17 protein-coding genes and 1 pseudogene are annotated in these 24,959 nt (G+C 65.6%); 8 read left to right on the top strand and 10 right to left on the bottom strand.

The features are described from left to right. The 5 genes and pseudogenes from F792_RS14500 to F792_RS0105145 form a co-directional block, all read right to left on the bottom strand. Positions 1-724, bottom strand: a pseudogene (locus tag F792_RS14500) (IS3 family transposase); the annotation flags it as partial. 146 nt (positions 725-870) lie between these two features. Next, a complete protein-coding gene (locus F792_RS14495; RefSeq protein WP_081620114.1) occupies positions 871-1,749 on the bottom strand; it encodes a restriction endonuclease in 879 nt (292 codons plus the stop codon). Positions 1,750-1,825: 76 nt separating this feature from the next. Then, entirely contained in the window at positions 1,826-2,749 is a 924-nt protein-coding gene (locus F792_RS0105155) for an AbiJ-NTD4 domain-containing protein (RefSeq protein ID WP_026305902.1), read from the bottom strand. Between the two features lie 433 nt (positions 2,750-3,182). Beyond that, entirely contained in the window at positions 3,183-4,421 is a 1,239-nt protein-coding gene (locus F792_RS0105150; RefSeq protein WP_018168655.1) for a ribonucleotide-diphosphate reductase subunit beta, read from the bottom strand. Positions 4,422-4,518: 97 nt separating this feature from the next. Then, the gene (locus F792_RS0105145; protein ID WP_018168654.1) at positions 4,519-7,413 is read right to left on the bottom strand and encodes a ribonucleoside-diphosphate reductase subunit alpha; all 2,895 of its coding nucleotides are present in this window, start codon (positions 7,411-7,413) and stop codon (positions 4,519-4,521) included. Between the two features lie 436 nt (positions 7,414-7,849). Between F792_RS0105145 and trxB the strand changes: the two genes are divergently transcribed. From trxB to gloA, 5 genes are all read left to right on the top strand, one after another. After that, complete coding sequence (gene trxB, locus F792_RS0105140) at positions 7,850-8,965, top strand: thioredoxin-disulfide reductase (RefSeq protein WP_018168653.1); 1,116 nt, start codon at positions 7,850-7,852, stop codon at positions 8,963-8,965. Positions 8,966-8,969: 4 nt separating this feature from the next. Further along, positions 8,970-10,247, top strand: a complete 1,278-nt coding sequence (locus tag F792_RS0105135; RefSeq protein WP_018168652.1) for a GNAT family N-acetyltransferase — start codon at positions 8,970-8,972, stop codon at positions 10,245-10,247. 216 nt (positions 10,248-10,463) lie between these two features. Further along, positions 10,464-11,219 carry a leucyl/phenylalanyl-tRNA--protein transferase gene (gene aat / locus F792_RS0105130; RefSeq protein ID WP_018168651.1) on the top strand — a complete coding sequence of 252 codons (756 nt, stop codon included), beginning with the start codon at positions 10,464-10,466 and terminating at the stop codon, positions 11,217-11,219. Between the two features lie 628 nt (positions 11,220-11,847). Continuing rightward, positions 11,848-12,498 carry a hypothetical protein gene (locus tag F792_RS0105125; RefSeq protein ID WP_018168650.1) on the top strand — a complete coding sequence of 217 codons (651 nt, stop codon included), beginning with the start codon at positions 11,848-11,850 and terminating at the stop codon, positions 12,496-12,498. 715 nt (positions 12,499-13,213) lie between these two features. After that, entirely contained in the window at positions 13,214-13,714 is a 501-nt protein-coding gene (gene gloA / locus F792_RS0105120) for a lactoylglutathione lyase (RefSeq protein WP_018168649.1), read from the top strand. A gap of 124 nt (positions 13,715-13,838) precedes the next feature. On the opposite strand, the gene F792_RS0105115 is transcribed toward gloA, so the two are convergent. The 5 genes from F792_RS0105115 to F792_RS0105095 all read right to left on the bottom strand — a co-directional run bounded on the left by F792_RS0105115 (position 13,839) and on the right by F792_RS0105095 (position 19,482). Next, positions 13,839-14,465, bottom strand: a complete 627-nt coding sequence (locus F792_RS0105115; protein ID WP_017941735.1) for a peroxiredoxin — start codon at positions 14,463-14,465, stop codon at positions 13,839-13,841. Between the two features lie 184 nt (positions 14,466-14,649). After that, positions 14,650-15,306: a hypothetical protein gene (locus F792_RS0105110; RefSeq protein WP_018168648.1), complete on the bottom strand. Its 657-nt coding sequence runs from the start codon at positions 15,304-15,306 to the stop codon at positions 14,650-14,652. Positions 15,307-15,482: 176 nt separating this feature from the next. Then, on the bottom strand, positions 15,483-16,964 hold the full coding sequence (locus tag F792_RS0105105) for a sigma-54-dependent Fis family transcriptional regulator (protein WP_018168647.1): 1,482 nt from the start codon (positions 16,962-16,964) through the stop codon (positions 15,483-15,485). A gap of 103 nt (positions 16,965-17,067) precedes the next feature. Next, entirely contained in the window at positions 17,068-18,072 is a 1,005-nt protein-coding gene (gene cydB / locus F792_RS0105100) for a cytochrome d ubiquinol oxidase subunit II (protein WP_018168646.1), read from the bottom strand. A 3-nt stretch (positions 18,073-18,075) separates the two neighbouring features. Continuing rightward, the gene (locus tag F792_RS0105095) at positions 18,076-19,482 is read right to left on the bottom strand and encodes a cytochrome ubiquinol oxidase subunit I (protein WP_018168645.1); all 1,407 of its coding nucleotides are present in this window, start codon (positions 19,480-19,482) and stop codon (positions 18,076-18,078) included. A gap of 368 nt (positions 19,483-19,850) precedes the next feature. On the opposite strand from F792_RS0105095, the gene F792_RS0105090 reads away from it, so the two are divergent. Genes F792_RS0105090 through cydC form a run of 3 tightly spaced genes read left to right on the top strand, consistent with a single transcriptional unit; the run spans position 19,851 to position 24,645 of the window. Beyond that, on the top strand, positions 19,851-21,236 hold the full coding sequence (locus tag F792_RS0105090; protein WP_018168644.1) for an NAD(P)/FAD-dependent oxidoreductase: 1,386 nt from the start codon (positions 19,851-19,853) through the stop codon (positions 21,234-21,236). A 3-nt stretch (positions 21,237-21,239) separates the two neighbouring features. Further along, positions 21,240-22,967: a thiol reductant ABC exporter subunit CydD gene (gene cydD, locus F792_RS0105085; protein ID WP_026305901.1), complete on the top strand. Its 1,728-nt coding sequence runs from the start codon at positions 21,240-21,242 to the stop codon at positions 22,965-22,967. Next, positions 22,960-24,645, top strand: a complete 1,686-nt coding sequence (gene cydC / locus F792_RS0105080) for a thiol reductant ABC exporter subunit CydC (RefSeq protein WP_018168642.1) — start codon at positions 22,960-22,962, stop codon at positions 24,643-24,645. The genes cydD and cydC overlap by 8 nt, the downstream gene beginning before the upstream one ends. Positions 24,646-24,959: the final 314 nt, after the last annotated feature.

Here is a 24,959-nt window from a genome sequence, read left to right as displayed (position 1 = left end):
AGATCGATCTCCACGGCCAGCGCTTCCCGGTTGAAGTCATCCACCACGTTGAAGGTGCGAAAGCGCCGTCCGTCCCATAGCGCATCCGACATAAAGTCCGCCGACCAGCACGCGTTGGGGGCCTCGGTCGACGCCAGGGGCCGTGGCTCCCGTGGTGGCAAACGGCGCTTGCCCTTGCGCCGCAGGTTCAGCTTCAGGGCGCAGTACACGCGCCAGACCCGCTTGTGGTTCCAGGGCATGCCCCGACGCCGGATCAGCTTGAACAGCTTGCCAAAGCCCCGTTCCGGATAGCGCTCCACCAACTCCTGCAGTAGCGCGATCACCGCATCGTCCCGGTCCGGTTGCTTGCGGTACCGCACCACCGACCGCGCAACCCCTGCCGCCTGACAGGCCCGGCGCTGACTCAGCCCGTGGTCCTGCGTCAACGCAGTGACCACACGGCGCTTATCGTCCGGGCTCAGAGCTTTTTTGTGATCACGTCCTTCAGGGCCGTGTTCTCCAGGGCCAGCTCGGCATACATCCGTTTGAGCCGGTTGTTCTCGTCCTCCAGCTCCTTCAGCCGTCGGACGTCCGCAGCCTCCATGCCACCGTACTTCGACTTCCACTGGTAGTAGGTCGCCTCAGAGACCCCGATCTCCCGACAGACGTCCTTCACCTTCCGGCCGCCTTCGACCTGCTTCAGCGTCTGAACAATCTGACTCTCCGTAAACCGACTCTTGCGCATCTCGGCCTCCTTTGGCTCTAGTGTGCCCGGAGACCTCCAGTTTTCAATGGACCGAATTTACGGGAAGTCGACACATTTACCTCGGTTTTTCCGTAGGTTACCGAGGTCCGACCCCGTTATCTTCTATCTGTTGTGCTTGTAGAACATCAATGGAGATCCCTTACGCGAACGAAAGGCCGACCAGTCTCCGCAGCACGACGTACTTTTTTAGATAGCGCATTCTGGAATGAAAGTCGGCCTAAAAGTATTTCGCTCAAATCCAAACCATCCATGCAAATCAGTCTCTTGCCAGATCCAAAAGCAAGAAGACCATCTTCAGTAAAACCACTATTACTGATAAATAATCCTCGAGACCACGAAGCCTTACCCTCTACTTTTGCATTAAAAGCTCGGAGATCAGAAGCATCGACTTGCTGATTTGTCCACTTGGCTTCCAGCAAGTACGTTTCCCCCACCATTTCAAAACTACCGTCGATTTGCTCACCTACCAGGCGGAAAGACGCTCGGCCAGACAAACCACACGCATCGAAAAGCTCCTTCAGGAACTTTTCAAATGCATAACCTCTTGGCTGAGGGTCAAGATTACTAACCTCCATTAGTTTACCAAGTAGATCATTGGCTATACGGTCATCCATTTTCTCACATGGCGCAGCATTATCATTCTCTGCTCGGTGTTTCGGAGGCGTGCCGCCAAGTCTCCTAATAAGCTGCCAAAACTCAGCGATATATTGGGGATTTCCTTCTTTAACCCCCGCTCGCTTCCTTTTCACTTCTCTGTATTCCCATAGAGCACCAAGAACCTTTAATACATCTTCCCGACTAGCTTGCCTTAGATAACTCCGAAGCCGGTTCGCCTTGCTGTTACCAATATCGCAATAATGAGCATTGTCTATGTCAATGCCGAGCTCATCGAAAAAAAACTCAGAAAATGTTTTATTCGAGAAATCTAGGACATACCCTCCTCCCATATCGAACACATGGTCGAGAAGATCGTAGTCCAGGCTTTTCAATGGATTTTTATTCATTGCCTCGGTCTTTAATGTTTTGACCCTAACATTCAATGTGAGCGGTCTTGCGCGGCTTTACCGCTCCACCGCTGGGTTAGGCGTCATGCGGCCCACTTGGCTTCGACAAGAGTAACGCCACCAAGCTGTAGAGGCGATGGAACAGGTAGTCAATGTGCGCAGAATCGGTAACGGCCGATTGAGTTACCTCGGAATGGCGAATGTGAAACGAGTTTCCAATATTGGTTAGAGCGCGCGCTTCGGTTTCGAGTACGGAGTGAAATGCGGCGTCTGGTGCAGCCCGCAGAAGCAAGGACTCAATGGATTCCTTCTTGTTGCCGGGACTATCGATCGATTTCAAACGTTCGTAGCAGTCCCACAACCGCTCTACAGCCTCTCGACGGATAGACGGCGACGGATTAAGGAATTTGTCGCGGCTTTCTTCGAGCATGTCATCGAGTGTTGAGTCGCCAGTACAAAAGCGCGCGGAAGAGAGCGATTCGCTCAGGACAGCCGGAGCAAGCCGTACAACTTGGCCGTCGGGATGAAGCTCAAACGCGAGATTGTTACGCGAGAAGATTCGATTGATGTCCTTTCGGAAGACTTGTTTCCCCTCGGCTTCATCGAACGAGAGATGGTGATGACGGAAAAAACTGTGATACGAACCCTCGATGGGTTTTGCTACCATGCAGTGACAGAACTCAATGAAGTCCAGAATCAACAACGTGTTGGGAGCGAAGGAGCGTTCTTCCGAATAGAAACCTTGTTGGGCTCTCTCGGTCGTTACCAATGGCCAAGGAAGCCCAGGAATCTCAGCTTGAACAGCAAGAGCCAACGCATTTTCATCGGTGCCTATTGGACCTTGCCCGTCAGGACAAGTCTCAGGGTATTTGGCGCCAAATGCACCCGTGGTAATCAGAGATCGAACAAGACCGACAACCCCACCCCACACAGTCGGTGAAACGACCTCCTCGGTCCGAGGTCTTGGGCCCTGATCACGGTCGCTAAAGTATTCGGTCATGGTTTCATAACGCTCAACGCTTGCATTCAGGCGCGCGTACTTGCCCTAGCGAAGCGGCGGAAAACACGTCGGCTGGAAGGCTTTGTTCGGCATCAATATGCACTGTCACTCGCCAGACGACATCGGATGCCGAGAAATGGTATTTGCCACCTGAGGCATTGCCGATGCTTCTGTAGCCACCGCATATACGATGTCTGCCAGCGGGTGCCCGGAAATGGACGCTTCTGTGTTCAAAACGCAGGCGGGCGTGCTGGTTTGAAGCGATTTAATGAAGTCCCTCAACATACATCGCTTCGAGGCCGCGGGTTCAAACCTTGCTTCTTGCCCCACACACGATGAGCTCAATTAAAGGAAAGGGCGCCACCCGGCGCCCTTTTCGTCTGGGTCGTGGCCAACTCCCTGGCTCCGTCCCGATTTGCTTCGCGTCGCCAACTCAATCCCAGCTCAACGCCCCACCCGTCTGATACTCCGTAACCCGCGTCTCAAAGAAGTTCTTCTCCTTCTTGAGATCCAGCACTTCGCTCATCCACGGGAAGGGATTGTCCGCACCCGGATACATCTCGGCCAGGCCGATCTGCGCACAGCGGCGGTTGGCGATGAAGTGCAGGTACTCCTCGAACATCTGCGCATTCATGCCAAGCACGCCGCGGGGCATGGTGTCGCGGGCGTACTGTGCTTCCAGCTCGACCGCGTCCCGGATCAGGGTGCGCATCTCGTCCTTGAAGTCTTCGGTCCACAGGTGCGGGTTTTCGACCTTGATCTGGTTGATCACGTCGATGCCGAAGTTCATGTGCATGGACTCGTCGCGCAGGATGTACTGGAACTGCTCGGCCACCCCGGTCATCTTGTTGCGCCGGCCCATGGAGAGGATCTGCACGAAGCCGACGTAGAAGAAGATACCCTCGAACACCACGTAGAAGGCGATCAGTTCGCGCAGCAGCTTCTGGTCCGCCTCCGGCGTGCCGGTGCGGAAGTTCGGGTCCGCCAGGTGCTTGGTGAACGGCAGGGCCCATTCGGCCTTGACGGCGACGGAGGGCACCTCGCGGTACATGTTGAAGATCTCGCCCTCGTCCAGGCCCAGGGATTCCACGCAGTACTGGTAGGCGTGGGTGTGCACGGCCTCCTCGAAGGCCTGGCGCAGCAGGTACTGGCGGCACTCGGGGTTGGTGATGTGGCGGTACACGGCCAGCACCAGGTTGTTCGCCACCAGCGAGTCGGCGGTGGAGAAGAAGCCCAGGTTGCGCTTGACGATGGTGCGCTCGTCCTCGGTCAGACCATTCGGGTCCTTCCACAGGGCGATGTCCGCATTCATGTTGATTTCCTGCGGCATCCAGTGGTTGGCGCAGCCGTCCAGGTACTTCTGCCAGGCCCACTTGTACTTGAAGGGCACGAGCTGGTTGAGGTCCGCGTGGCAGTTGATGATCTTCTTGTCATCCACGCGGATGCGCTCGGCACCCATCTCGATGTCTTCCAGACCGGTGCCGGTCAGGGCCTCTTCGTTGGGCTCGGCCAGCGGCTGGCCGGCGTTCTCCGGCTCCGGCGGGACGCTGGGCGCGGCACCGGCGGTGCTCATCAGGGCTTCGTTCTCCTGAAAGCCCATGCCCGGGCGTACGGCGGGTTGTTTCTGGCCTTCGCCTTTTACGGCGGCAATCGGATCGTCCCAGGAAAGCATAGTGTCCCTCTTCTTTCGGTGGCGGCCCGGCGCGGTGGCCGGGCCTTTGTTCAGTTTGCTTGGTCGTACGTATTCGCTGCCCGCTCGCGGGCAGGCCTTACTGGCAGGCCTCGCAGTCCGGGTCGAGGATGGAGCACGCCTTGGGCGCCTCCGGCTCGGACGCCTGCTGGCCGCCGGAGACGGCGTTCAGCTTGTTGGCGCGCGAGGAGTCGGCCACGGTGCTCTTCTCCACGTGGGTCGCGCCCATGGAGCGCAGGTAGTAGGTGGTCTTCAGCCCGCGCACCCAGGCCAGCTTGTACAGGGCGTCCAGCTTGGGCCCGGAGGGCTCGGCCATGTACAGGTTCAGGCTCTGCGCCTGGTCGATCCACTTCTGCCGGCGCGAGGCGGCCTCGACCAGCCAGCGGGTGTCCAGCTCGAACGCGGTGGCGTACAGGGCCTTGAGGTCCTCCGGCACGCGGTCCAGCGGCTGCACCGAGCCGTCGTAGTACTTGAGGTCGTTGACCATGACCTCGTCCCACAGCTCGCGGTCCTTCAGATCGCGCACCAGGTACGGGTTGATCACGGTGAACTCGCCCGACAGGTTCGATTTGACGAACAGGTTCTGGTAGGTCGGCTCGATCGACTGCGACACGCCACAGATGTTGGAGATGGTCGCGGTCGGCGCGATCGCCATGGTGTTGGAGTTGCGCATGCCGACCTTCTTCACCCGCTTGCGCAGCTTGTCCCACTCCAGGCGCTGGGTGGTGTCCATCTGCAGGTAGTCGCCGCGGGTCTCGGCCAGCTTTTCGACCGAGTCGATCGGCAGGATGCCCTGGCTCCACAGGCTGCCGGGGAAGCTCTCGTAGCGCCCGCGCTCCTCGGCCAGATCGGTCGAGGCCTTGATGGTGTAGTAGGACACCGCCTCCATGGAGGCGTCGGCGAACTCCACGGCGGCCTCGGAGGCATACGGCAGGCGCAGCTTGTACAGCGCATCCTGGAAACCCATGATCCCCAGGCCCACCGGGCGGTGGCGCATGTTGGAGCGACGCGCCTGCGGCACCGAGTAGTAGTTGTAGTCGATCACGTTGTCGAGCATGCGCATGGCCGTGTTCACGGTGCGCTCGAGCTTGGCCTGATCCAGCTCGCCGTTGTCGGCTATGTGCGCGGCCAGGTTGATCGAGCCCAGGTTGCACACCGCGATCTCGTCGTCCGAGGTGTTCAGGGTGATCTCGGTGCACAGGTTGGAGCTGTGAACCACGCCGGTGTGCTGCTGCGGGCTGCGCAGGTTGCACGGGTCCTTGAAGGTGACCCACGGGTGGCCGGTCTCGAACAGCATGCCGAGCATCTTCCGCCACAGGTCGACGGCCTTCATGGTCTTGTACACGCGCATCTCGCCGCGCGCGGCCTTCTCTTCGTACTCGCTGTAGCGCTTCTCGAAGTCGGCACCGATCAGGTCGTGCAGGTCCGGCGCCTCGTTCGGGGAGAACAGGGTCCAGTCGCCGTCCTCGGCCACACGCTTCATGAACAGATCCGGGATCCAGTTGGCGCTGTTCATGTCGTGGGTGCGGCGGCGGTCGTCGCCGGTGTTCTTGCGCAGCTCGATGAACTCCTCGATATCGATGTGCCAGGTCTCGAGGTAGGCGCACACCGCGCCCTTGCGCTTGCCGCCCTGGTTCACCGCCACCGCGGTGTCGTTGGCCACCTTGAGGAACGGGACCACGCCCTGCGACTTGCCGTTGGTGCCCTTGATGTGGGCGCCCATCCCGCGCACGCGGGTCCAGTCGTTACCCAGCCCGCCGGCAAACTTGGACAGCAGCGCGTTGTCGCGGATGGCGCTGTAGATGCCGTCGAGGTCGTCCGGGACGCTGGTCAGGTAGCAGCTGGAGAGCTGCGGACGCAGGGTGCCGGAGTTGAACAGGGTCGGCGTGGAGCTCATGAAGTCGAACGAGCTCAGCAGGTTGTAGAACTCGATCGCGCGCGCCTCGCGGTCGATCTCGTTGATCGCCAGGCCCATCGCCACACGCATGAAGAACGCCTGCGGCAGCTCGAAGCGCGTGCCATCGCTGTGGATGAAGTAGCGATCGAACAGGGTCTGCAGGCCCAGGTAGGTGAACTGCAGGTCACGCTCGGGCTTGAGCGCGGCGCCCAGGCGTTCCAGGTCGTAGCGGGTCAGCTCGCTGTCGACCAGCTCCAGCTCGGCGGCGCGCTTGATGTAGGCACCGAAGTAATCGGCATAGCGCTCGGCCAGCTGGGCCTGGGTGGCCTCTTCCGGGCGGCCGTGCACGAAGCTCAGGGCCTCGCGGCGCAGCGCGTCCATCAGCAACCGCGCGGTGACCTCGGAGTAGTTCGGCTCCTTCTCGATCATCACCCGCGCGGCCATCACCAGCGCGGTGGAGACATCCTTCTCGGCCACGCCGTCGAACAGGTTGCGGCGGGCCTCGGTCAGGATCTTCTCGCCATCCACCTGCTCGATGCCGGCGCAGGCCTCGGCGACCACCGCCTGCAGGCGCTCCTCGTCCAGCGGGGCCAGGGTGCCGTCGGCCCGGGTCACGTTCAGCGTGGCGGCCTCGGCTTGTTCGTCCGCACCCTGCTCGGCGGCCTCGGCGGCGCGCTTCTGCGACTGCTGCTCGCGGTAGATCACGTAGGCCCGCGCGACCTTGTGGTGGCCGCTGCGCATCAGCGCCAGCTCCACGTGGTCCTGGATATCCTCGATGTGGACCGTCATGCCCTGGGTCCCGGCGCGGCGGAACAGGCTGTCCACCACCTGCCCGGCCACTTCCTTCGACACCTCGTGGATGCGACGGCTGGCCGCGGCATTGCCGCCCTCCACCGCGAGGAAGGCCTTGGTCACCGCGACCTCGATCTTGGAGGCATCGAAGCCGGTCACCTTGCCATTGCGGCGAATCACCTGGTGCTGGCCCGGGCTGGTCGCCAGGACCTCGGCCGACGGTTCGGCTTGCGGCGGGTACTGGGTGCCCTGCTGGGCTGTGGCAGTATGGGAATCGCTGTGCATGACGGGCCTCGCGCTGGTGTTGGATCGAACGTGAGATACTATAGATCGGGGATCGAGAACTGCATAGCCACTAGATATAGTAGCTCCCGAAAGAACAAACCGCGCACAAGCCGTGGGCAAGCTGTGGATAAAAACGCCCATTCCCCGTCCTGTCGCCATTCCTGGCGAGGCGCCCCGGTTATCCACCAAACGCCGATGTAGTGACTCCCCGCCGGGTGCCCGCGGCCCACGCGAACATGAAAATGTTTTATGGCCCGCGATTACCGAATCGGTATCGCGCGCGGGGACCGCTTTGGGGCATCCACGTCCGGCGTGGCGATGTTGGACAAAGACCCGCCGCGTCCCAATAATCCCCGCCTTATCGAACCCACTTTTTTGCGTTGCCGGCCGGGCCGGCGGCGCCAGCCGTATTCATCGAATCGACAGGGAGTACCGCATGAGCGACGCCAAGGACTCATCCGACAAGAAGAGCAAGCAGGCCGGCAAGAAGGACGCCCCCAAGGCCGCCGTCGCCACGGGTGCCATGCAGGCAGCCGCCGGCGCCGTCTCGCTCTCCTCCGGTAGCGACACCGCGACCCAGCCGAAAAAGGGCGGCAGCGAGAAGGCGCCGCGTCACTGCCCACTGCTGATCCTGGGCTCCGGCCCGGCCGGCTGGACCGCCGCCGTCTACGCCGCGCGCGCCAACCTGAACCCGGTCGTGATCACCGGGCTGGAACAGGGTGGCCAGCTGATGACCACCACCGATGTGGACAACTGGCCCGGCGACAACGAGGGCGTGCAGGGTCCCGAGCTGATGCAGCGCATGCAGAAGCACGCCGAACGCTTCGATACCGAGGTGATCTTCGACCACATCCACACGGTGCATCTGAAGGACCAGCCCTACCGCCTGATCGGCGACTCCGGCGAGTACACCTGTGATGCGTTGATCATCTGCACCGGCGCCTCCGCCCAGTACCTGGGGCTGGAGTCCGAGACCACCTTCGCCGGCAAGGGCGTGTCTGCCTGTGCCACCTGTGACGGCTTCTTCTACCGTGGCCAGAAAGTGGCGGTGATCGGTGGCGGTAACACCGCGGTCGAGGAGGCGCTGTACCTGTCGAACATCGCCTCCGAGGTCACCCTGGTGCATCGGCGCGATTCGCTGCGCTCGGAGAAGATCCTGCAGGACAAGCTGTTCGAGAAGGAAAAGAACGGCAACGTCACCATCGAGTGGAACCACACCCTGGAAGAGATCCTCGGCGACGAGACCGGCGTGACCGGTGCGCGACTCAAGAGCACCGAGTCCGGAGAGACCAAGGATCTCGAGCTGATGGGCGTGTTCATCGCCATCGGCCACAAGCCGAATACCGACATCTTCCAGGGCCAGCTGGATATGGCGGGCGGCTACATCAAGGTGCAAAGCGGGCTGGAAGGCAACGCCACGGCCACCTCCGTGCCGGGCGTGTTCGCCGCCGGCGACGTGATGGATCACGTCTATCGCCAGGCGGTCACCTCCGCCGGCACTGGCTGCATGGCCGCACTGGACGCGGAGAAGTATCTGGACAAGCTCGGTTGATCGCGTGAACGCCGAGGGCGACACCCAGGCAGCGGACCCGTCGGAGGACGCCACGGGCAACACGGCGGAGCGCGTCGAGCTGCGTGACGGCCTGGCCGAGGTGGACCCGGCCGCCTGGGATGCCCTGACCGGCGGCACCGAGCCGTTTCTGCGCCACGCCTTTCTGGAGGGCCTGGAGCGCCACGAGTGCCTGGGCCGGCAGTTCGGCTGGTTCCCGCAGCATGTGCTGATCTTCCGCGAGGGCCAGCTGGTCGCGGCGGCCCCGGCCTACGCCAAGACCAACAACTACGGCGAGTTCGTATTCGACTTCGCCTGGGAAGGCGCGTGGAACCGCCACGGGCTGAACTACTATCCCAAGCTGGTCGTCTCCGTGCCCTACACCCCGGCCACCGGGCCGCGCCTGCTGGTGCACCCGGAGGCGCCGGACTTCGATCATCTGCGCACCCTGCTGGTGCGCGCGCTGGTCACTCGCGGGCGCGAGCTGAACGCCTCCGGCGTGAACATCCTGTTCCCCAACCAGGACGATCTGGACGTGACCCGCGAGCTGGGCCTGGCCGAGCGCATGGGCTGCCAGTACCACTGGACCAACGCCCCGGACGGGGGGTACGCGGACTTCGACGCCTTCCTGGGCGCGCTCAGCTCGAAGAAGCGCAAGAACATCAAGCGCGAACGCCGCCGCGTGAACGAGGCCGGGATCGTGTTTCGCACCCTGACCGGCGCCACCGGTCAGGCGGAGGACTGGGCGCGCTTTCACCGCTTCTACGTGGACACCTTCGAGAAGCACATGGGCATCCCGACGCTGTCGGAGGCCTTCTTTGTCGAGACCGCGGCCGAGCTTGGCGACCAGGTGGTGCTGTTCGAGGCCCGGCGCCCCAGCGCGACGGATCCGGATGCGACAGAACCGGACGCGAAGGGAAACGGCGAGACCATCGCCGCGGCGCTTTGCTATCGCAGCCACGACACCCTGTACGGGCGCTTCTGGGGCTGCACCGAGGAGCTGGCCGACCTGCACTTCGAGACCTGCTACTACCAGGGCATCGAGTTCTGCATCCGCGAGGGGCTGGCCCGCTTCGAGCCCGGTGCCCAGGGCGAGCACAAGATCCCGCGCGGCTTCCTGCCCACACCCACCTACTCCGCGCACATGATCCTGACCGAGGGCTTCGAGCAGCCCGTGCGCGACTTCTGCGAGCGCGAGGCCCAGATGATGCGCGCCCAGTGCGAACGCCTGCACGAACACTCGCCCTATCGCCAGGCCCATTCCGATGATGTGCCCGACCGCTAACCCGAGCCCGGCTCGCTGCGGCCGTCATCCCGGCCGTAGCGCCCCACCTCGTCATCCCGGCCGTAGCGCAGCGAAGATCCGGGATCTCCCGACCCAGGCAACAGGCTCACCGACTGGACCTTCTCCGCACCCGGGGATCCCGGATCGCCCTGTGGGAGCGGGCTGGCCCGCGAAGCCCCTGCCCGCGCTGGACTCTGGCCGTTGGGGGCTCGCCCCATGACCTCCGGCCCCCAGATCACCCTGCCCTGGCTCGATCCGGAGCATCCGGAGGCGCCGTTTCCGGACCCGGCGCAGGCGTTGCCCGAGCCCAACGGGCTGCTGGCCGCCGGGGGCGATCTCTCCGTGCCGCGTCTGCTGAATGCCTATCGCTCCGGCGTATTCCCCTGGTTCGAGGCCGGGCAGCCAATCCTCTGGTGGAGCCCGGACCCGCGCGCGGTCCTGGAGCCGGGCCACTTCCGCCTGCATCGCAGCCTCAAGAAGGCGATCCGCAATCGCGGTTACACGGTGAGCTTCGATCGCGCCTTCGAGGCCGTCATCGAGGCCTGCGCCGGCCCTCGCGACTACGCCGATGGCACCTGGATCACCACCAGCATGCAGCAGGCCTATATCGCGCTGCACCGCTCGGGCCACGCGCATTCGGTGGAGGTGTGGGACGGCCCGCGCCTGATCGGCGGGCTTTATGGCGTCGCGGTCGGGCGGCTGTTCTGCGGCGAATCGATGTTCTCGCGCGAGCGGGATGGCTCCAAGATGGCGCTGGCCTGGTTGTGTCGCCACCTGGTCGCCTGGGGCTGGCCGCTGGTCGACGTACAAATGGAGACCGCCCACCTGCGCAACCTCGGGGCCATCACCCTGCCCCGCCAGGCGTTCATCGACCGCATCCGCGAAATCGCCCGCGATCCGGTCGAGCCAGGCCCATGGCGGACCGACCCGACCCTGAGCCCCCTCGACCCCGACTGGACCACCCCCCGATAGGAGCCTGCTCGCAGGCGAAGCCCCTGCCCGCGTCCGCGACATCGCGAACGAACCGGTCGAACCAGGGCGTACGATCTGTACCCTTGCCCCCCGCTGGAACACGCCGGTAGGAGCCTGCTTGCAGGCGAACGCCCCTGCCCGCGTCCGACAATGGCGTGGCTTCGCCTGCAAGCAAGCTCCTACCGGGAGATCCGGCCTGGCCCCTCTCGGGCAGGGCCACTCCCACACAGACGGCCGGATTCGATGAACCCTGACACCGCGCACGACGGCCGATTCCGGTGGCCCCGGACGGAGATCGCCGCAGCGCTGCACGCCTCGCGATGACGGGCATGTAGGGCGCGCCGGGACCGCGCCTCCCCGCTCCCGTCATTGCGAGGAGGCGCAGCCGACGTGGCAGTCTTTCGGGGGCCACCCCGGTCCGGGGACCGCGTCGGGAGATCGCTTAAAGCCGCTCGCGATGGCGGGTGACGCGACCCTGTCGTTGCGCAGCCCCGCAGGGGCCGAGGCAAGCTCCGGAAGCAGACTCGGCGCACGGCGCGCCCGTTGCCCTCGTCGCGAGTGCTTTATACTCGCGGGCCATTGGGGAACCGGGCGGGAGATTCGGGTGGACAAGGCAGAATCAAGGAAGATGCGGCGGGCGGTCGTCGCCATTTTGCGGGCCGGGCTGCTGCTGGCGCTGGCAGCCATCACCGCCGGGTGTTCCATGCTGTCGCCCTCCCCGCCCGATGACCAGAGCAACATCTGCGAGATCTTCCGCGAGCAGCCGCGCTGGTACGATCATGCGCGGGATTCCAAGCAGGAATGGGGCACGCCGATCGCGACCCAGATGTCGTTCATCCAGCAGGAGTCCTCCTTCCGCAGCCACGTGCGCCCGGACCGCGAGCGCCTGCTCGGCTTCATCCCGTGGAGCCGCCCCTCCTCCGCCCGGGGCTATGCCCAGGCCCAGGACCCGGTCTGGGGCGAGTACCAGGACGATGCCGGAAGCCGCTTCGCGCGACGTTCGCACATGAAGCACGCGACCGACTTCATCGGCTGGTACAACGCCCGCACCCAGCGCATGACCGGCGTGTCGTTGTACAACTCGGAACACCTCTACCTCGCCTACCACGAGGGCCAGGGCGGCTATAACCGCGGCAGCTACCAGAACAAGCCGCAGGTCCGGGCCGCGGCCCGCCAGGTGGCGCAGCGCGCCGACCGCTACGAGTCCCAGCTACAGAGCTGCGAATCCGAGTTCCGCTGCCGGCGTTTCTACCAGGTCTGGCCGTTCTGCCGGCAGTAGCCGAACCGACGAACACCAGCACCTGCCCCGGGAGATCCCGGATAACCGCTGCGCGGTTTCCGGGATGACGGTGCTTTTGGACGCGGACACGCGCCCCAAGTCCAGCATCCCGTCATCGCGAGCGCCGCGAAGCGAGCACCCCACGCGTCCCCGGCGCCGGGGTAACCCCGACAGACTGCCACGTCGGCTCCGCCTCCTCGCAGTGACGGGGATGTGTGTTCCCGGCCGCTCCACCATCCCGTCATTGCGCGCATCGCGAAGCAATCGGCCAACGCCGCCTCCGGCGTCGGGGCATCCTCAACAGACTGCCGGCGTCGGCTGCACCTCCTCGCGGTGACACAGCCCCAACCGCCCCACCAAGGCCACGCCTCCCGTCATCGCGAGCGAAGCGAAGCGATCTCCCAACGCTGCCTCGCCGCCGGAGAGTACCCCCAACAGACAGCCACGTCGGCTGCGCCTCCTCGCAGTGACGGACAATGAACTGGCCGGGCGCGTCACAAATCCCGTCATCGCGAGGCGCGCAGCGCCGTGGCGATCTCCCGACGCAGCCACCGGCGCCGCGGCACTCCCTGAAGCCAGCGACGCTACCTGTGCGACTCGCGGTGCCGGAGCCCCTCGCTCCGAGCGCAACGCGTGACGGGCGCACTTGAGGGAACCTCGCCGCCTGTGTTCCAGTCTTCCGGGACACCCCCTTTGGCCGAGACAAGGACGCACCATGAGCGACAATCCCACCGCAGGCTTTCGCTTCAACCACACCATGCTGCGCGTGAAGGACCCACAGAAGGCGCTGGACTTCTACCAGCGCGTGTTCGGCATGGAGCTGGTGAAGACCCTGGACTTCCCGGAGTTCGAGTTCACGCTCTACTTCCTCGCGCAGCTTGGCGAGGACGAACCGCAGCCGCCGAAGGACGCCGGCGAGGCCACCCGCTGGATGTTCAGCCAGCGCGGCATCCTTGAGCTGACCTACAACTACGGCACCGAGAACGACGCGGACTTCCACTACCACGACGGCAACGAGGAACCTCAGGGTTTCGGCCACATCTGCTTCTCGGTCCCGGACCTGGACGCCGCCGTGCGCTGGTTCGACCAGAACAACGTCGAGTTCGTGAAGCGCCCCGACGAAGGCGGCCTGAAGGACATCGCCTTCGTGAAGGACCTCGACGGCTACTGGATCGAGATCCTCGAACCCGCCCGCCTGACCGGGCTGGGCCGCTGAAGACGAGCGGTTCGCCGTATCCAGGCGTAACCGACAGACACAAAAAAGGGGCCTTGCGGCCCCTGCTCCCACCTGGGGAGAACGGCCCCGCCCGTAGCCGGGCGAGGCTGCTGGTTGGTCCGGATCAGACCTTGGTGTAGCGCAGGTAGGAGCGGATCTCCTCGAAGCCCTGCGGGAATTTCTTCTGCGCGTCCTCGTTGCTGACCGTCGGCGGGATGATCACGCGAGCACCCGGGGTCCAGTCAGCCGGGGTTGCGATGCCATGCTTGTCACCGGTCTGCAGCGCATCGATCACGCGCAGGATCTCGTCGAAGTTGCGGCCCACCGACATCGGGTAGGTCATCATCAGACGGATCTTCTTGTTCGGGTCGATGATGTAGACCGAACGCACGGCGGCGGTCTCGCTCTCGCCCGGGTGGATCATCTCGTAGAGCTCCGAGATCTTCTTGTCGGCATCCGCGACGATCGGGAACTCCAGCGTGGTGTCCTGGGTGTCGTTGACGTCTTCAATCCACTTGTTGTGTTCCTCGACGGTATCCGTCGACAGACCCAGCGGCTTGGTGTTGCGGTCCGCGAACTGCTTGGCCAGCTGCGCGGTACGACCCATCTCGGTGGTGCACACCGGGGTGAAGTCGGCCGGGTGGCTGAAGAAGAAGCACCAGGAGTCGCCGATCCACTCGTGGAAATCGATCTTGCCCTTGGTGGTGTCAATCTGGAAATTCGGTGCGGTATCGCCCAAACGCAGTGCCATGATGTACTCCTTTCTTTCGGTTTAGAGATTGATTCGGTATCTCATGGGGCGTTGCCTCCATGTACGGATTACTTTATATGCAATTCCGTATTTAGTGAATTACTAATTCTTTACCAGGCCAATAGTCTTTTTCTAACAGCGAGCCGGACAGGCGTTGCGCCCATCCGGCCCACCGCGCGCCCACTCACATGCGGCGGAACAGCTCCACCAAGTCCTCGCGCATGTCCTGGCGACCCATCTCCTCGGTCGTGAAGCTCTCCCCGTCGAAGTTCACGCCCAGCATCACCGCCTGACCCGCATCCAGGTCGGGCTGGAGCGCTACCATCCGCAGCCCTTCCAGGTAGTCGGCCACGGCCTCGTCGGCCTCCGCGACAGCCTGGACCTGCTTTTGCATCCACGAGGAGATATGCAGCACCAACGTGCCGTCCCATTCGGAGGCCGCGAGTTCCTGCAGATAGGCGTGGGCCAGGGCGACGTTCTCCTCGCGGTCCAGCTCGCCACCCAGTGCCAGATAGGCCACGTCCTTGTCCGCAGTCACGCGCACCGCGGCCGCGGCGTCGTCAGCGGAGCGCAGGGTGGCGATGCGGAATCCCGCGTGCGGATCGGCCGACAGCATCGACGCACCCAGCCCGCCGGCCAGGGCGCCGCAGATCGGCGACGGGTTGTTGATCACGGCCATCGACCCGGCCCCCATCTGGTTGACGATGGCCTGGCCGATGCCGGCACTGGCCATCGAGCGGATGGTCTGCTGCTCGCCGAACGACAGCGGCTCGGCCGAGGCCAGCATCGGGGTCGCCAGGAGGGCGGCGGAGAGAGACAGCGTGATTGCGGTCTTTTTCATGACAGGCTCCAGTTCGGTTTTTCTATCGGTACTTGGTGATTTGCTAATTCTTGTGGCGGTACTTCAGCGTCCCCGTCGCTCATGACGGGCTCGTGACACGTCGCCCGGCCGCTCCCCCGGACCCCGTTCCATCACGGACGGGCGGGGCACAACCCGCCTCGTCCTGGTGGGCCGTCTCAGTGGCCTTCGCCGCCCTCGCCTTCGAGCTGGCGCAGGCGCCGATACAGGCTGCGTTCGCTAATCCCCAGGGTTTTCGCCAGCGCCCGGCGATCGCCCGGATACACTGCGGCGGCATGCCGCAGGTATTCGCGTTCGATCTCTTCCAGGGGGCGCAGGGACTGCGGATGGAGCAAGCCATCCAGGCCACCGGCCTCCCCTCCGCCCGGGGCCCGCCCTCCTTCCCGGACCCGATCCGGCAGGTGCTCCGGACGGATCGCCTCGCCGTCCGCCAGCAATGCCGCGCGCTCGAGGATGTTGCGCAGCTCGCGCACGTTGCCGGGGAAGGGGTATTGCCCGAGGATCTTCAGGGCCTCGTCTTTGAGACGCGGCGGCACGGCCAGGTCCAGACGCTCGCTGAAGGCCTCCACCAGCAAAGGGATGTCCTCGGGTCGCTCGCGCAGCGGGGGCACTTCGATCGGAAAGGTATTGATGCGGTAGTAGAGGTCCTCGCGGAAATCGCCGGCCCGCACCATCGACTCGAGGTCACGGTGGGTCGCACAAACCAGGCGGAAATCCGCCCGCCGCGACTCGATCCCCCCGACCCGACGATAGGCATGGGTCTCCAGCAGGCGCAGCAGCTTGACCTGCTGGCTCAGCGGGATATCCCCCACCTCGTCGAGAAACAGGGTGCCGCCGGCTGCGGCCTCCACCAGGCCAGCCTTGGCCGAGGTCGCACCGGTGAAGGCCCCCCGCTCATGTCCGAACAGCTCGCTTTCGAACAGGGTTTCGGTCAGCCCGGAGCATTCCACGGGTACGAAAGGCAACTGCTGGCGCGGACTCGCCTCGTGAATCGCCCGGGCAATCAGTTCCTTGCCGGTTCCCGACTCGCCGAGCAGCAGGGCCGAGGCATTGCTCGGCGCCACCCGGCTGATCAGCCCCAGCATGGCATTGAAGGCCTTCGAGCGTCCGACCAGCCCGCCGCTACCCGCCTGCGGCGTCGAGACGGGCATGTGGTGCAGCCGTTCGATCAGGTAGCGTATCTCGCCGCCCTCGCCCCGGATCGGCAACAACTCGACATCCACGTGCTCGCGCCCGGCCTCGGTGTGGTGCACATGCAGGACGCGTTCGCGGTGGCCACTGCTCAGGGCCGCCCGCAGGGGACAGGATTCGCCCGCCTCGTCACAGGGGCGGCGGAAGCCATGCGAGGCCTCGAAACAGGTGCGACCCGAGCCGTCGCGATCGGTCCCGTAGACACGCTGGTAGGCGCCATTGGCGGCCAGGATGCGGTAGTCCGGCGACAGCAGGATCGCCGGCTCCCGGAACACCTCCAGTACCTGCCGCAGGGTCTCGACATGCGTGTCCTGCGGTTCCGGCGCCTTCTTCGTGATGCTCGTCACTTCGCCTCGCACAAGGGGGTCCAGGAATGCGCTTCCGATGCTCGTAACGTCACCGTCGCGCTGCCCAATAGACACGTTCAGTCGAGTGATGTTCAACGGCATGGAGTCACTCCCATAGGTTGCGACAGCATTAAAACCCGTTCTCCGGACGGCGCCGGCGGGTCGGCCGCGACCCACCGGCGTGCTCGCGCGCGCCCGGACACACCTAGTGATAGCCGGTCTCCGGGGTCACCTTCCCGCGGAAGACCCAGTAGGTCCACGCGGTGTAGCCCAGAATGATCGGGATCACGAACAGCGCGCCCACCAGGATGAACAGCTGCGCATCCGGCGACGAGGCGGCGTCCCAGAAGGTGTAGTCCGGCGGCACCACGTACGGCCACTTGCTCACCAGCAGGCCCAGGTAGGTCGTGATGAACAGGGCAATCGTGGCGACGAACGGGATCCCCTCGTCGCGCCGGCGCACCGCGCGAATCAGAATCCAGGAAGAGAACAGCGCCAGGGCCGGGAGCACCCAGAGGTACTGCCAGGTTCCCATCCAGCGCTCCATCACCTTCGGATCGATGAACGGGGTGATGAGACTCACCGCGCCGAACACCAGCAGCACGGCCGCCAGCATCCAGGGCGCGACGCGGTAGGCAAAGGCCTGCGTCTCGCCCTCGGTCTTGACGATCAGCCAGGTGGCCCCCAGCAGGGCATAGCCCGCCAGCAGCCCGATCCCGGTGAGCACGGTGAAGGGCGTCAGCCAGTCCAGCGGTCCGCCGGCAAAACTGAACCCGTCCATCTCGAAGCCCTGGATGTAGGCACCCACGACCGCGCCCTGGGCGAAGGCCGCCACCGCCGAGCCGATCGCGAACGCGGCATTCCACAACCACTTGGAGCGATGCGCCTTGAAGCGGAATTCGAACGCGACACCGCGGAAGATCAGCCCCGCCAGCATCAGGAAGACCCCGATATAGAGCGCCGGCAGGAACACCGAGTAGACCAGCGGGAAGGCCGCCAGCAGCCCGGCACCCCCGAGGATCAGCCAGGTCTCGTTGCCGTCCCATACCGGGGCGACCGAGTTCATCATCACGTCGCGCGAGGTCTCCCCCGGGGCGAAGGGGAAGAGGATCCCCACCCCGAGGTCGAACCCGTCCATCAGCACGTAGGCGATCACGCCCACGGCGATGATGACGACCCAGATCAGCGTGATATCAATCGTGGTTTCCATGACTTAGCTCCTTTCACCGCTGGCCGCGGCGTCATCGATCCAGGTATCGGCGGCCGACAGGGGCCGCTTGGCGTGCGCCGCTGCATGCGTGGCATCGGCCGGTTCCGGGCCCTGGCGTACGATGCGGACCAGGTAGTAGACGCCCCCGGTGAACACCGCCGCGTAGACCGCGACGTAGCCGATCAGCGTGAACAGGGCCATGCCGCCGGTCAGCGCCGGAGTAATGCCCTCGGCGTGGTTCATCACGCCGTACACCAGCCAGGGCGCGCGCCCGGTCTCGGTCACGAACCAGCCCGCGACCACCGCAATGAACGGCGCCGGGATCATCCAGGACAGCCCCCTGAGGAACCGCGGGGAGGCATACATCCGGCGGCGGAAGCGCAGCCAGGCACCAGCCAGGGCGAACAGGATCATCACCATGCCGATCGCGACCATGATGCGGAACGACCAGAAGGTGATGCCCACCGGCGGGCGTTCCTCCGCGGGGACCTCCAGCAGACCCGGCACCTCGCCATCCATCTCGTGGGTCAGGATGAAGCTCGCCATCTTCGGGATGCCGATCTCGAAGTGATTGGTCTCGTTGGCCGAGTCCGGGATGGCGAACAGCAGCAGCGGTGCGCCGCGTTCGGTCTCCCACACGCCTTCCATCGCCGCCACCTTGGTCGGCTGATGCACGAAGGTATTGAGGCCGTGGATATCCCCGACCACCAGCTGCGCCGGGGCCGCGAACAGCAGAACCCACATCGTGGTGCCCAGGGCCTTGCGGTTCATGACCACGTCGCGCTGACGCAGCAGGTACCAGGCGGAGACCCCGGCGACCACAAAGCCCGCCGTGAGCAACGAGGCCAGCCCCATGTGGAAGAAGCGCGGCCAGAAACTCGGGTTGAAGATCGCCGTGATCCAGGACGTGACGTGGAACACGCCGTCCTGCAGTTCGAAGCCCACCGGCGTCTGCATCCAGCTGTTGGCCACCAGGATCCAGAACGACGAGATGAACGTGCCCAGCGCCACCATCAGCGCCGCGAACAGATGCACCCCCTGCGGGACCCGGTCGCGTCCGAACAGCAGCACGCCGAGGAAGGCCGCCTCCAGGAAGAACGCGGTCAGCACCTCGTAGGACAGTACGGGCCCGAGGAAATTGGCCGTGGCGTAGGAGAACGCGCTCCAGTTGGTGCCGAACTGGAACGACATGACCAGCCCGGAGACCACCCCCATGCCGAACACCACCGCGAAGATCTTGATCCAGAACTTCGAGATCTGGGTATAGATCGTTTCGCCGGTCTTCCAGGCGCGGAATTCCAGAAACGCAATAAACGAAGCCAGCCCGATCGTGAAGACCGGGAAGATCGCGTGGAACGAAACGACAAACGCGAACTGGATTCGCGATAGCAGTATGGGGTCGAGCTCCATGGCCTTTCCTCCGTAGTCAGGGGCACGCCGACATGACGTATCGGTGAACCTCCTAACAAGTACCGTGCCAGACTGCCTGTCCGCACCACGACCGCTGGCTGCACGCTACAAACCGTGTTTTCCCGCCTGGCGGGCGCAAGCAACCATCGGCCCGTTTCTGCCATATTTGTCAGCTAAGTCTCGAATGACTGCCATATTTGGCAGCCTGGCCCCGCCCATACCGGCACACGAGGCCCAGTGGAGCGGCCTGCCGGTGTTGGCATGTAACTTGTAAGCAATCCGTCACACGAAGCGCCCGGTCGACGGCGCGACCATCGCAACTGACCCGCCCGGTCTCCGGCGCGGCAGACGGATACGCGGAGAGAGCCATGCATCATCCCGAAGACCCGAAGCATCCCGAGATTGAAAAGGCCCTGGCCCGTCAAGCCGACGAGACGCTGCGGGGCCTGTCCCGGCGCGATTTCCTGAAGATCGCCGGCGCCGCCGGTCTGGTGTCGGCGACCAGCGTACAGGCCGCCCCGGCCCGCGCGGCGGTCTCCAGCCAGGCCCGCATCGTGGTGCTGGGCGGAGGTGCCGCGGGCATGACCATGGCCGCCCGCCTGCGCGACCTGCTAGACGGGGCCCGGATCACGATTGTCGAGCCAAGCGAGATCCATCATTACCAGCCCGGCTGGACCCTGGTGGCCGCGGGCGTCTACTCGGTGGGCGAGGTCCAGCGCCGCAACGAACGCTACATCCCGCGCGGGGTGGAATGGGTCCGGTCCGCGGTGGCAGCCATTGATCCCGAGTCGCAGCGCGTCGAGACCACCGACGGCGACCGGCTGGACTACGACTTCCTGGTGGTCGCGACCGGGCTGCACCTGGATTACGAGGCGATCGAGGGGCTGCGGCGCGAGGATATCGGCCGTCCCGGGCTGACCAGCCTGTACGCCAGCGCCGAGGCCGCGCGGGACGCCTACGAGCAGATCCACGCCTTCGGCGAGCACGGCGGGGTGGCCCGCTTTACCATCCCCAGCACGCCGATCAAGTGTGCCGGCGCGCCGATCAAGGCGACCTTCATCGCCGACGACCTGCTGCGTACCGCCGGGCAGCGCGCCGGCGCCGACTTCCACTATCACACCGGGTCGGACACCCTGTTCAGCGTGCAGCGCTTCGACCACATGGTGCGCGACCTGTACGCAGAACGCGGCGTGAGCGTAAACGACGGCGGCGCCTTGCTGGCGGTGGATGTCGACGCCCGCCAGGCCCAGTTCCAGACCCGCGATGGCGGCCGCGAGACCGTGGACTACGACTACCTCCACGTAACGCCGCCGATGCGCGCGCACGACTTCGTCCGCGAGGCCGGGCTGGCAGTCGAGGACGGCCCCCTGGCGGCCGGCGGCTGGCTGGCGGTGGATGACCGCACGCTGCAGCACACGGACTACCCAAACATCTTCGGTGCCGGTGACGTCGTCGCGACCGCGATCGGCAAGACCGCCTCCACCGTGCGCTCGCATGGCGCAGTGATGCCCGACAACCTGGTGGACGTGATCCAGGATCGCGAGCCGTCGCGCCAGTTCGACGGCTATACCTCCTGCCCGCTGATCACCGAGGTCGGCAAGGCGGCCCTGGTCGAGTTCGACTACAGCCTGGAGGAGGTCCCGACCTTCGCCTTCCTGGACCAGGGCGCCCCGAGCTGGATGTGGTGGCGCCTGAAGGTCCACATGATCAAGCCGCTGTATTTCAACATGCTGCGCGGGCGCTACTTGCGCTAGTCGATGACGCAAGTGCCAGGAACAGACGCGGAGGCGACAGACGCCCGGACCTCGCCGGGCCCATGGCTGCGCGCGCGCCAGCAGCCGCACCGCCGCTGGCTTGTGCTAAGTGCGGCCAGCACGCTGGTGGCGACATTGGCCACCATTGCCCTGGCGGGGCTCGTGGCCTGGGCGGTCCACGGCACCCTGTTCGCCCCCGAGGCCCCGTACCTGCCCGGGATCCTGCTCGCGGGCCTCGTGTTGCTCGCCCTGCGCTATGCCGCCCAGGCCCTGCGGGACCTGGCCGGTCACCGGCTCGCCTTTGCGGTGAAGCAGGAGCTGCGCGCCGATCTCCTGCGCCAGGCCCGGCAGGCTGGACCGGCGCGACTGGCTGGGCAGACCACCGCGGGCGCCTGGGCGGAGCAGTTCCAGACGCGGGTGGAGGACCTGACCGGCTACTACGCCCGTTACCTGCCGGCGCGCCAGGCCGTCATCCTGACGCCGCTGGCCATCCTGGTCGCGGCGCTCTGGCTGGACTGGCTCGCCGCCCTGCTGCTGCTGTTCGCCGCCCCGCTGATCCCGGCGTTCATGGCGATCGTTGGCATGGGCGCGGAACAGATCCACCGGCGTCAGCAGGAGGAGGAGAACCGACTGGCGGGGCACTTTCTCGACCGCATCCGCACCCTGGACTGGCTGCGCCGAGCGCGCGCGATCGCCGCAGCCGAGGCCGAGGTCGTCGAGCGCAGTCACCAGCAACGGCGCCTGACCATGCGCACCCTGCGGGTCGCGTTCCTGTCCTCGGCGATCATGGAATTCTTCAGCGCGGTCGCGATCGGCATGGTCGCGATCTACATCGGCTTCGCCCTGTTCGGCGCCATCGACTACGGCCCGGCCGGCGACATCACCCTGTTCACCGGCCTGTTCATCCTGCTGCTGGCGCCGGAGTATTTCCTTCCGCTGCGCCAGTTTGCCCAGAGCTACCATGACCGCGCCGGCGCCCTGGCCGCCGCCGAGACCCTTGCCCCCGCCCTGGCGTCGCCCACGGGCCCCGTTGGGCCCGAGCACTCCCCAGAGGCCACCGCGGCCCCCGACGAGGGCGCAGTGGTCCCCTGGCTGCAACTGAAGGGAGTCACCGTGCACTACCCGGGTCAGCGCACGCCGGCACTGGCGGATCTCGACCTGGCCGTTCACGCCGGGGCGCATCTCGCGCTGACCGGGCCCAGTGGCAGTGGCAAATCCACCCTGCTCGCGGTGTGTGCCGGCTTTCTCACCCCCACCACGGGCACGGTGCAGCGCCATCCCCAGGCCCGGCAGTTCGCCTGGATCGACCAGGACGCCCATCTGTTCCACGGCAGCCTGCGCGATAACCTGCAGCTCGCCCGCCGCGACACGATCGGCGACGCGGAGATGGCTACGGCACTGCAACAGGCCGGCCTGCCGCTCGACGCACCCGAGCTGCCCGACGGCCTGGATACCGCCATCGGCGAGGCCCGGCGCGGGCTCTCCGGCGGTCAGGCCCAGCGGGTCGCGGTGGCGCGCGCCCTGCTCTCGGGGCATCGGCTCTGGCTACTCGACGAACCCACCAGCGCGCTCGACCCGGACACCGAACAGGCCTTGCTCGACACGCTGTTTCGGCTGGCCGAGGCCCGTGGCCTGACGCTGGTGATCGCGAGTCATCATGCCGCCATTCACGAGCGCTGCTTGCAACGCCTGGACCTGGCGCCGGCGACACCGGGGGCGCGCCATGCGTAACGCTACCCGCGCGGAACTGGCCTTTCTGCACCGCGTATTCCGCCAGCGCCGGGGCTGGTACTGGGGTGCCTGGGGACTGCTGGCGCTGACCTGGATCGCCGGCATCGCCCTGCTGGCATTGTCCGGCTGGTTCATTACCGCCACCGCCCTGGCCGGCGCGGGCCTGCTGGCCACACTCGACCTCTACGTGCCCTCCGGCGGCATCCGCACCGCCGCGATCAGTCGCACCCTGGCGCGCTACTTCGAACGCCTGGTCAGCCACGAGGCGGTGCTGCGCAGCCTGGCCGACCTGCGCGGCCGCAGCTTTCGCGGCCTCGCCGCGCTGCCCATGGAACGCATTCGCGCCTACCGCAGCGGCGACCTGCAGACCCGCCTGACCGGCGACATCGACACTCTCGATGCGATGCCCCTGCGGGTGGTCGGCCCCATGATCGCGGCGGCGCTCAGCCTGGTGGTCACGCTGGGTATCGCCGTCTGGCTGGCACCCTGGCCCGCCGCGGTCGTACTCGCCGCCTCCGGTGTCGCGACGCTCGCGGTCTCCGCCGTGCTCGCCCTTGCCGGGCAGCGCCGCAGCCACGCGCTGGTGCAGGCCCGGGCCGGCGAGCGCGTCGGACTGTTTGACTTCATTGGCGGCCTGGCCGAGTTGCTGGCCTACGACCGTGCCCGCGAGTACGAGGCCCGCCTGCGCCGGGAAAACGACGACTACGCGCGCCGGCAACGGACGCAGGAGGCGTTCGGGGTCGGCTCCGAGCAGATCGTGCAGGCCGTGGTCGGCGCCTCCGCCCTGGTGATGCTGGTGCTGGCACTGGGCTGGTACCGTGACGGAATGCTCGACGCTCCGGTCGCGGTGTTGCTGCCGCTGATGACCCTGGGCCTGGGCGAGGTTCTGGGCAGCCTGCCCGGTGCATGGTGGCGTGCCGGCGAGAGCCTGGAAGCCGCCGGGCGGGTGCAGCATCTGGAGGTGGCCGCCACCCATACCCCCGCAACCGCCGAGTCCGTGGACCCGACCCCGCCTGACGAGGCCCCTGCGCTACACGCACACGGCCTGACCATCGGCTTTCGCCGCGAGCGCCCGTTGCTCGGTCCCCTGGACCTCGAACCCGCGCGTGGCTATCCCCTGGTGATCAGCGGGGCCAGCGGGCACGGCAAGAGCACACTGGTGGACACCCTCGCCGGGGAACTCCCGCCCCTGGCCGGTACCGTAGCGCTCGGCCACGACGATCTGGCAAGGATCCCCACCGATGCCCGGTACCGCCACATCAGCTACCTGCCCCAGGGCCTGCAACTGCCGGACACGACCCTCCGAAGCATCCTGTCCCCGGCGCACAGGTCGTTGAGCGATGCCGCACTGTGGGAGGCCCTGGAACAAGTCGATCTCGCCGAGGCCGTGCGCGGCACCGACGAAGGTCTGGACTACCGCATCGGCGAGGGCGGCGCGTCCCTCTCCGGCGGTCAGCGCCGCCGTCTCGCCCTGGCGGCGGTCGTCCTTCAGGACCGGCCGGTCGTCCTGCTCGACGAGCCGTTTTCCGGTCTGGATACCCCCACGCAACAACGAGTGGTGGAACGGCTGCTGCCCTGGCTGCAGGACCGTCAGTGCATCCTCGTCACCCATGCCCCGGGACAACTGCCGGCCCGCTGGCCGCGCGTCGAGCTCGCGAAACCGCTCGGCCGGAGCTGAGGCCGGCGACGGGACCTCGCAGCGAAACGTGCCCGACACACCGGCACCCGACTTTCGGTGGCCGCACAAACAGGTTCGGATCACGAAGCAATGGGGGACGGGCTGGGGGGCGAACGCCGTGGCCAGACGTGCGAAAGGGGCCACTCGGGCCACTTCGCAGGATTTGGCGGAGAGTGAGGATTACGCCCGGCTGCGCCGGTCGCCCTTCGGGCCGCCTTCGCTACGCTGCGGCGTTCCGGTGTCGCTACGCGCCACCGGTCGAACCATCGTTCTTATATCTCGGGTTCGAATCCCGGAACTCTCGGGGGCCAGAC

The sequence above is a fragment of the Thioalkalivibrio sp. ALMg9 genome, assembly GCF_000380625.1.
Classification (GTDB): Bacteria; Pseudomonadota; Gammaproteobacteria; order Ectothiorhodospirales; family Ectothiorhodospiraceae; genus Thioalkalivibrio; species Thioalkalivibrio versutus.
Note: the sequence above shows the minus strand (reverse complement) of the source record. Positions and strands in the feature narration are given on the sequence as shown.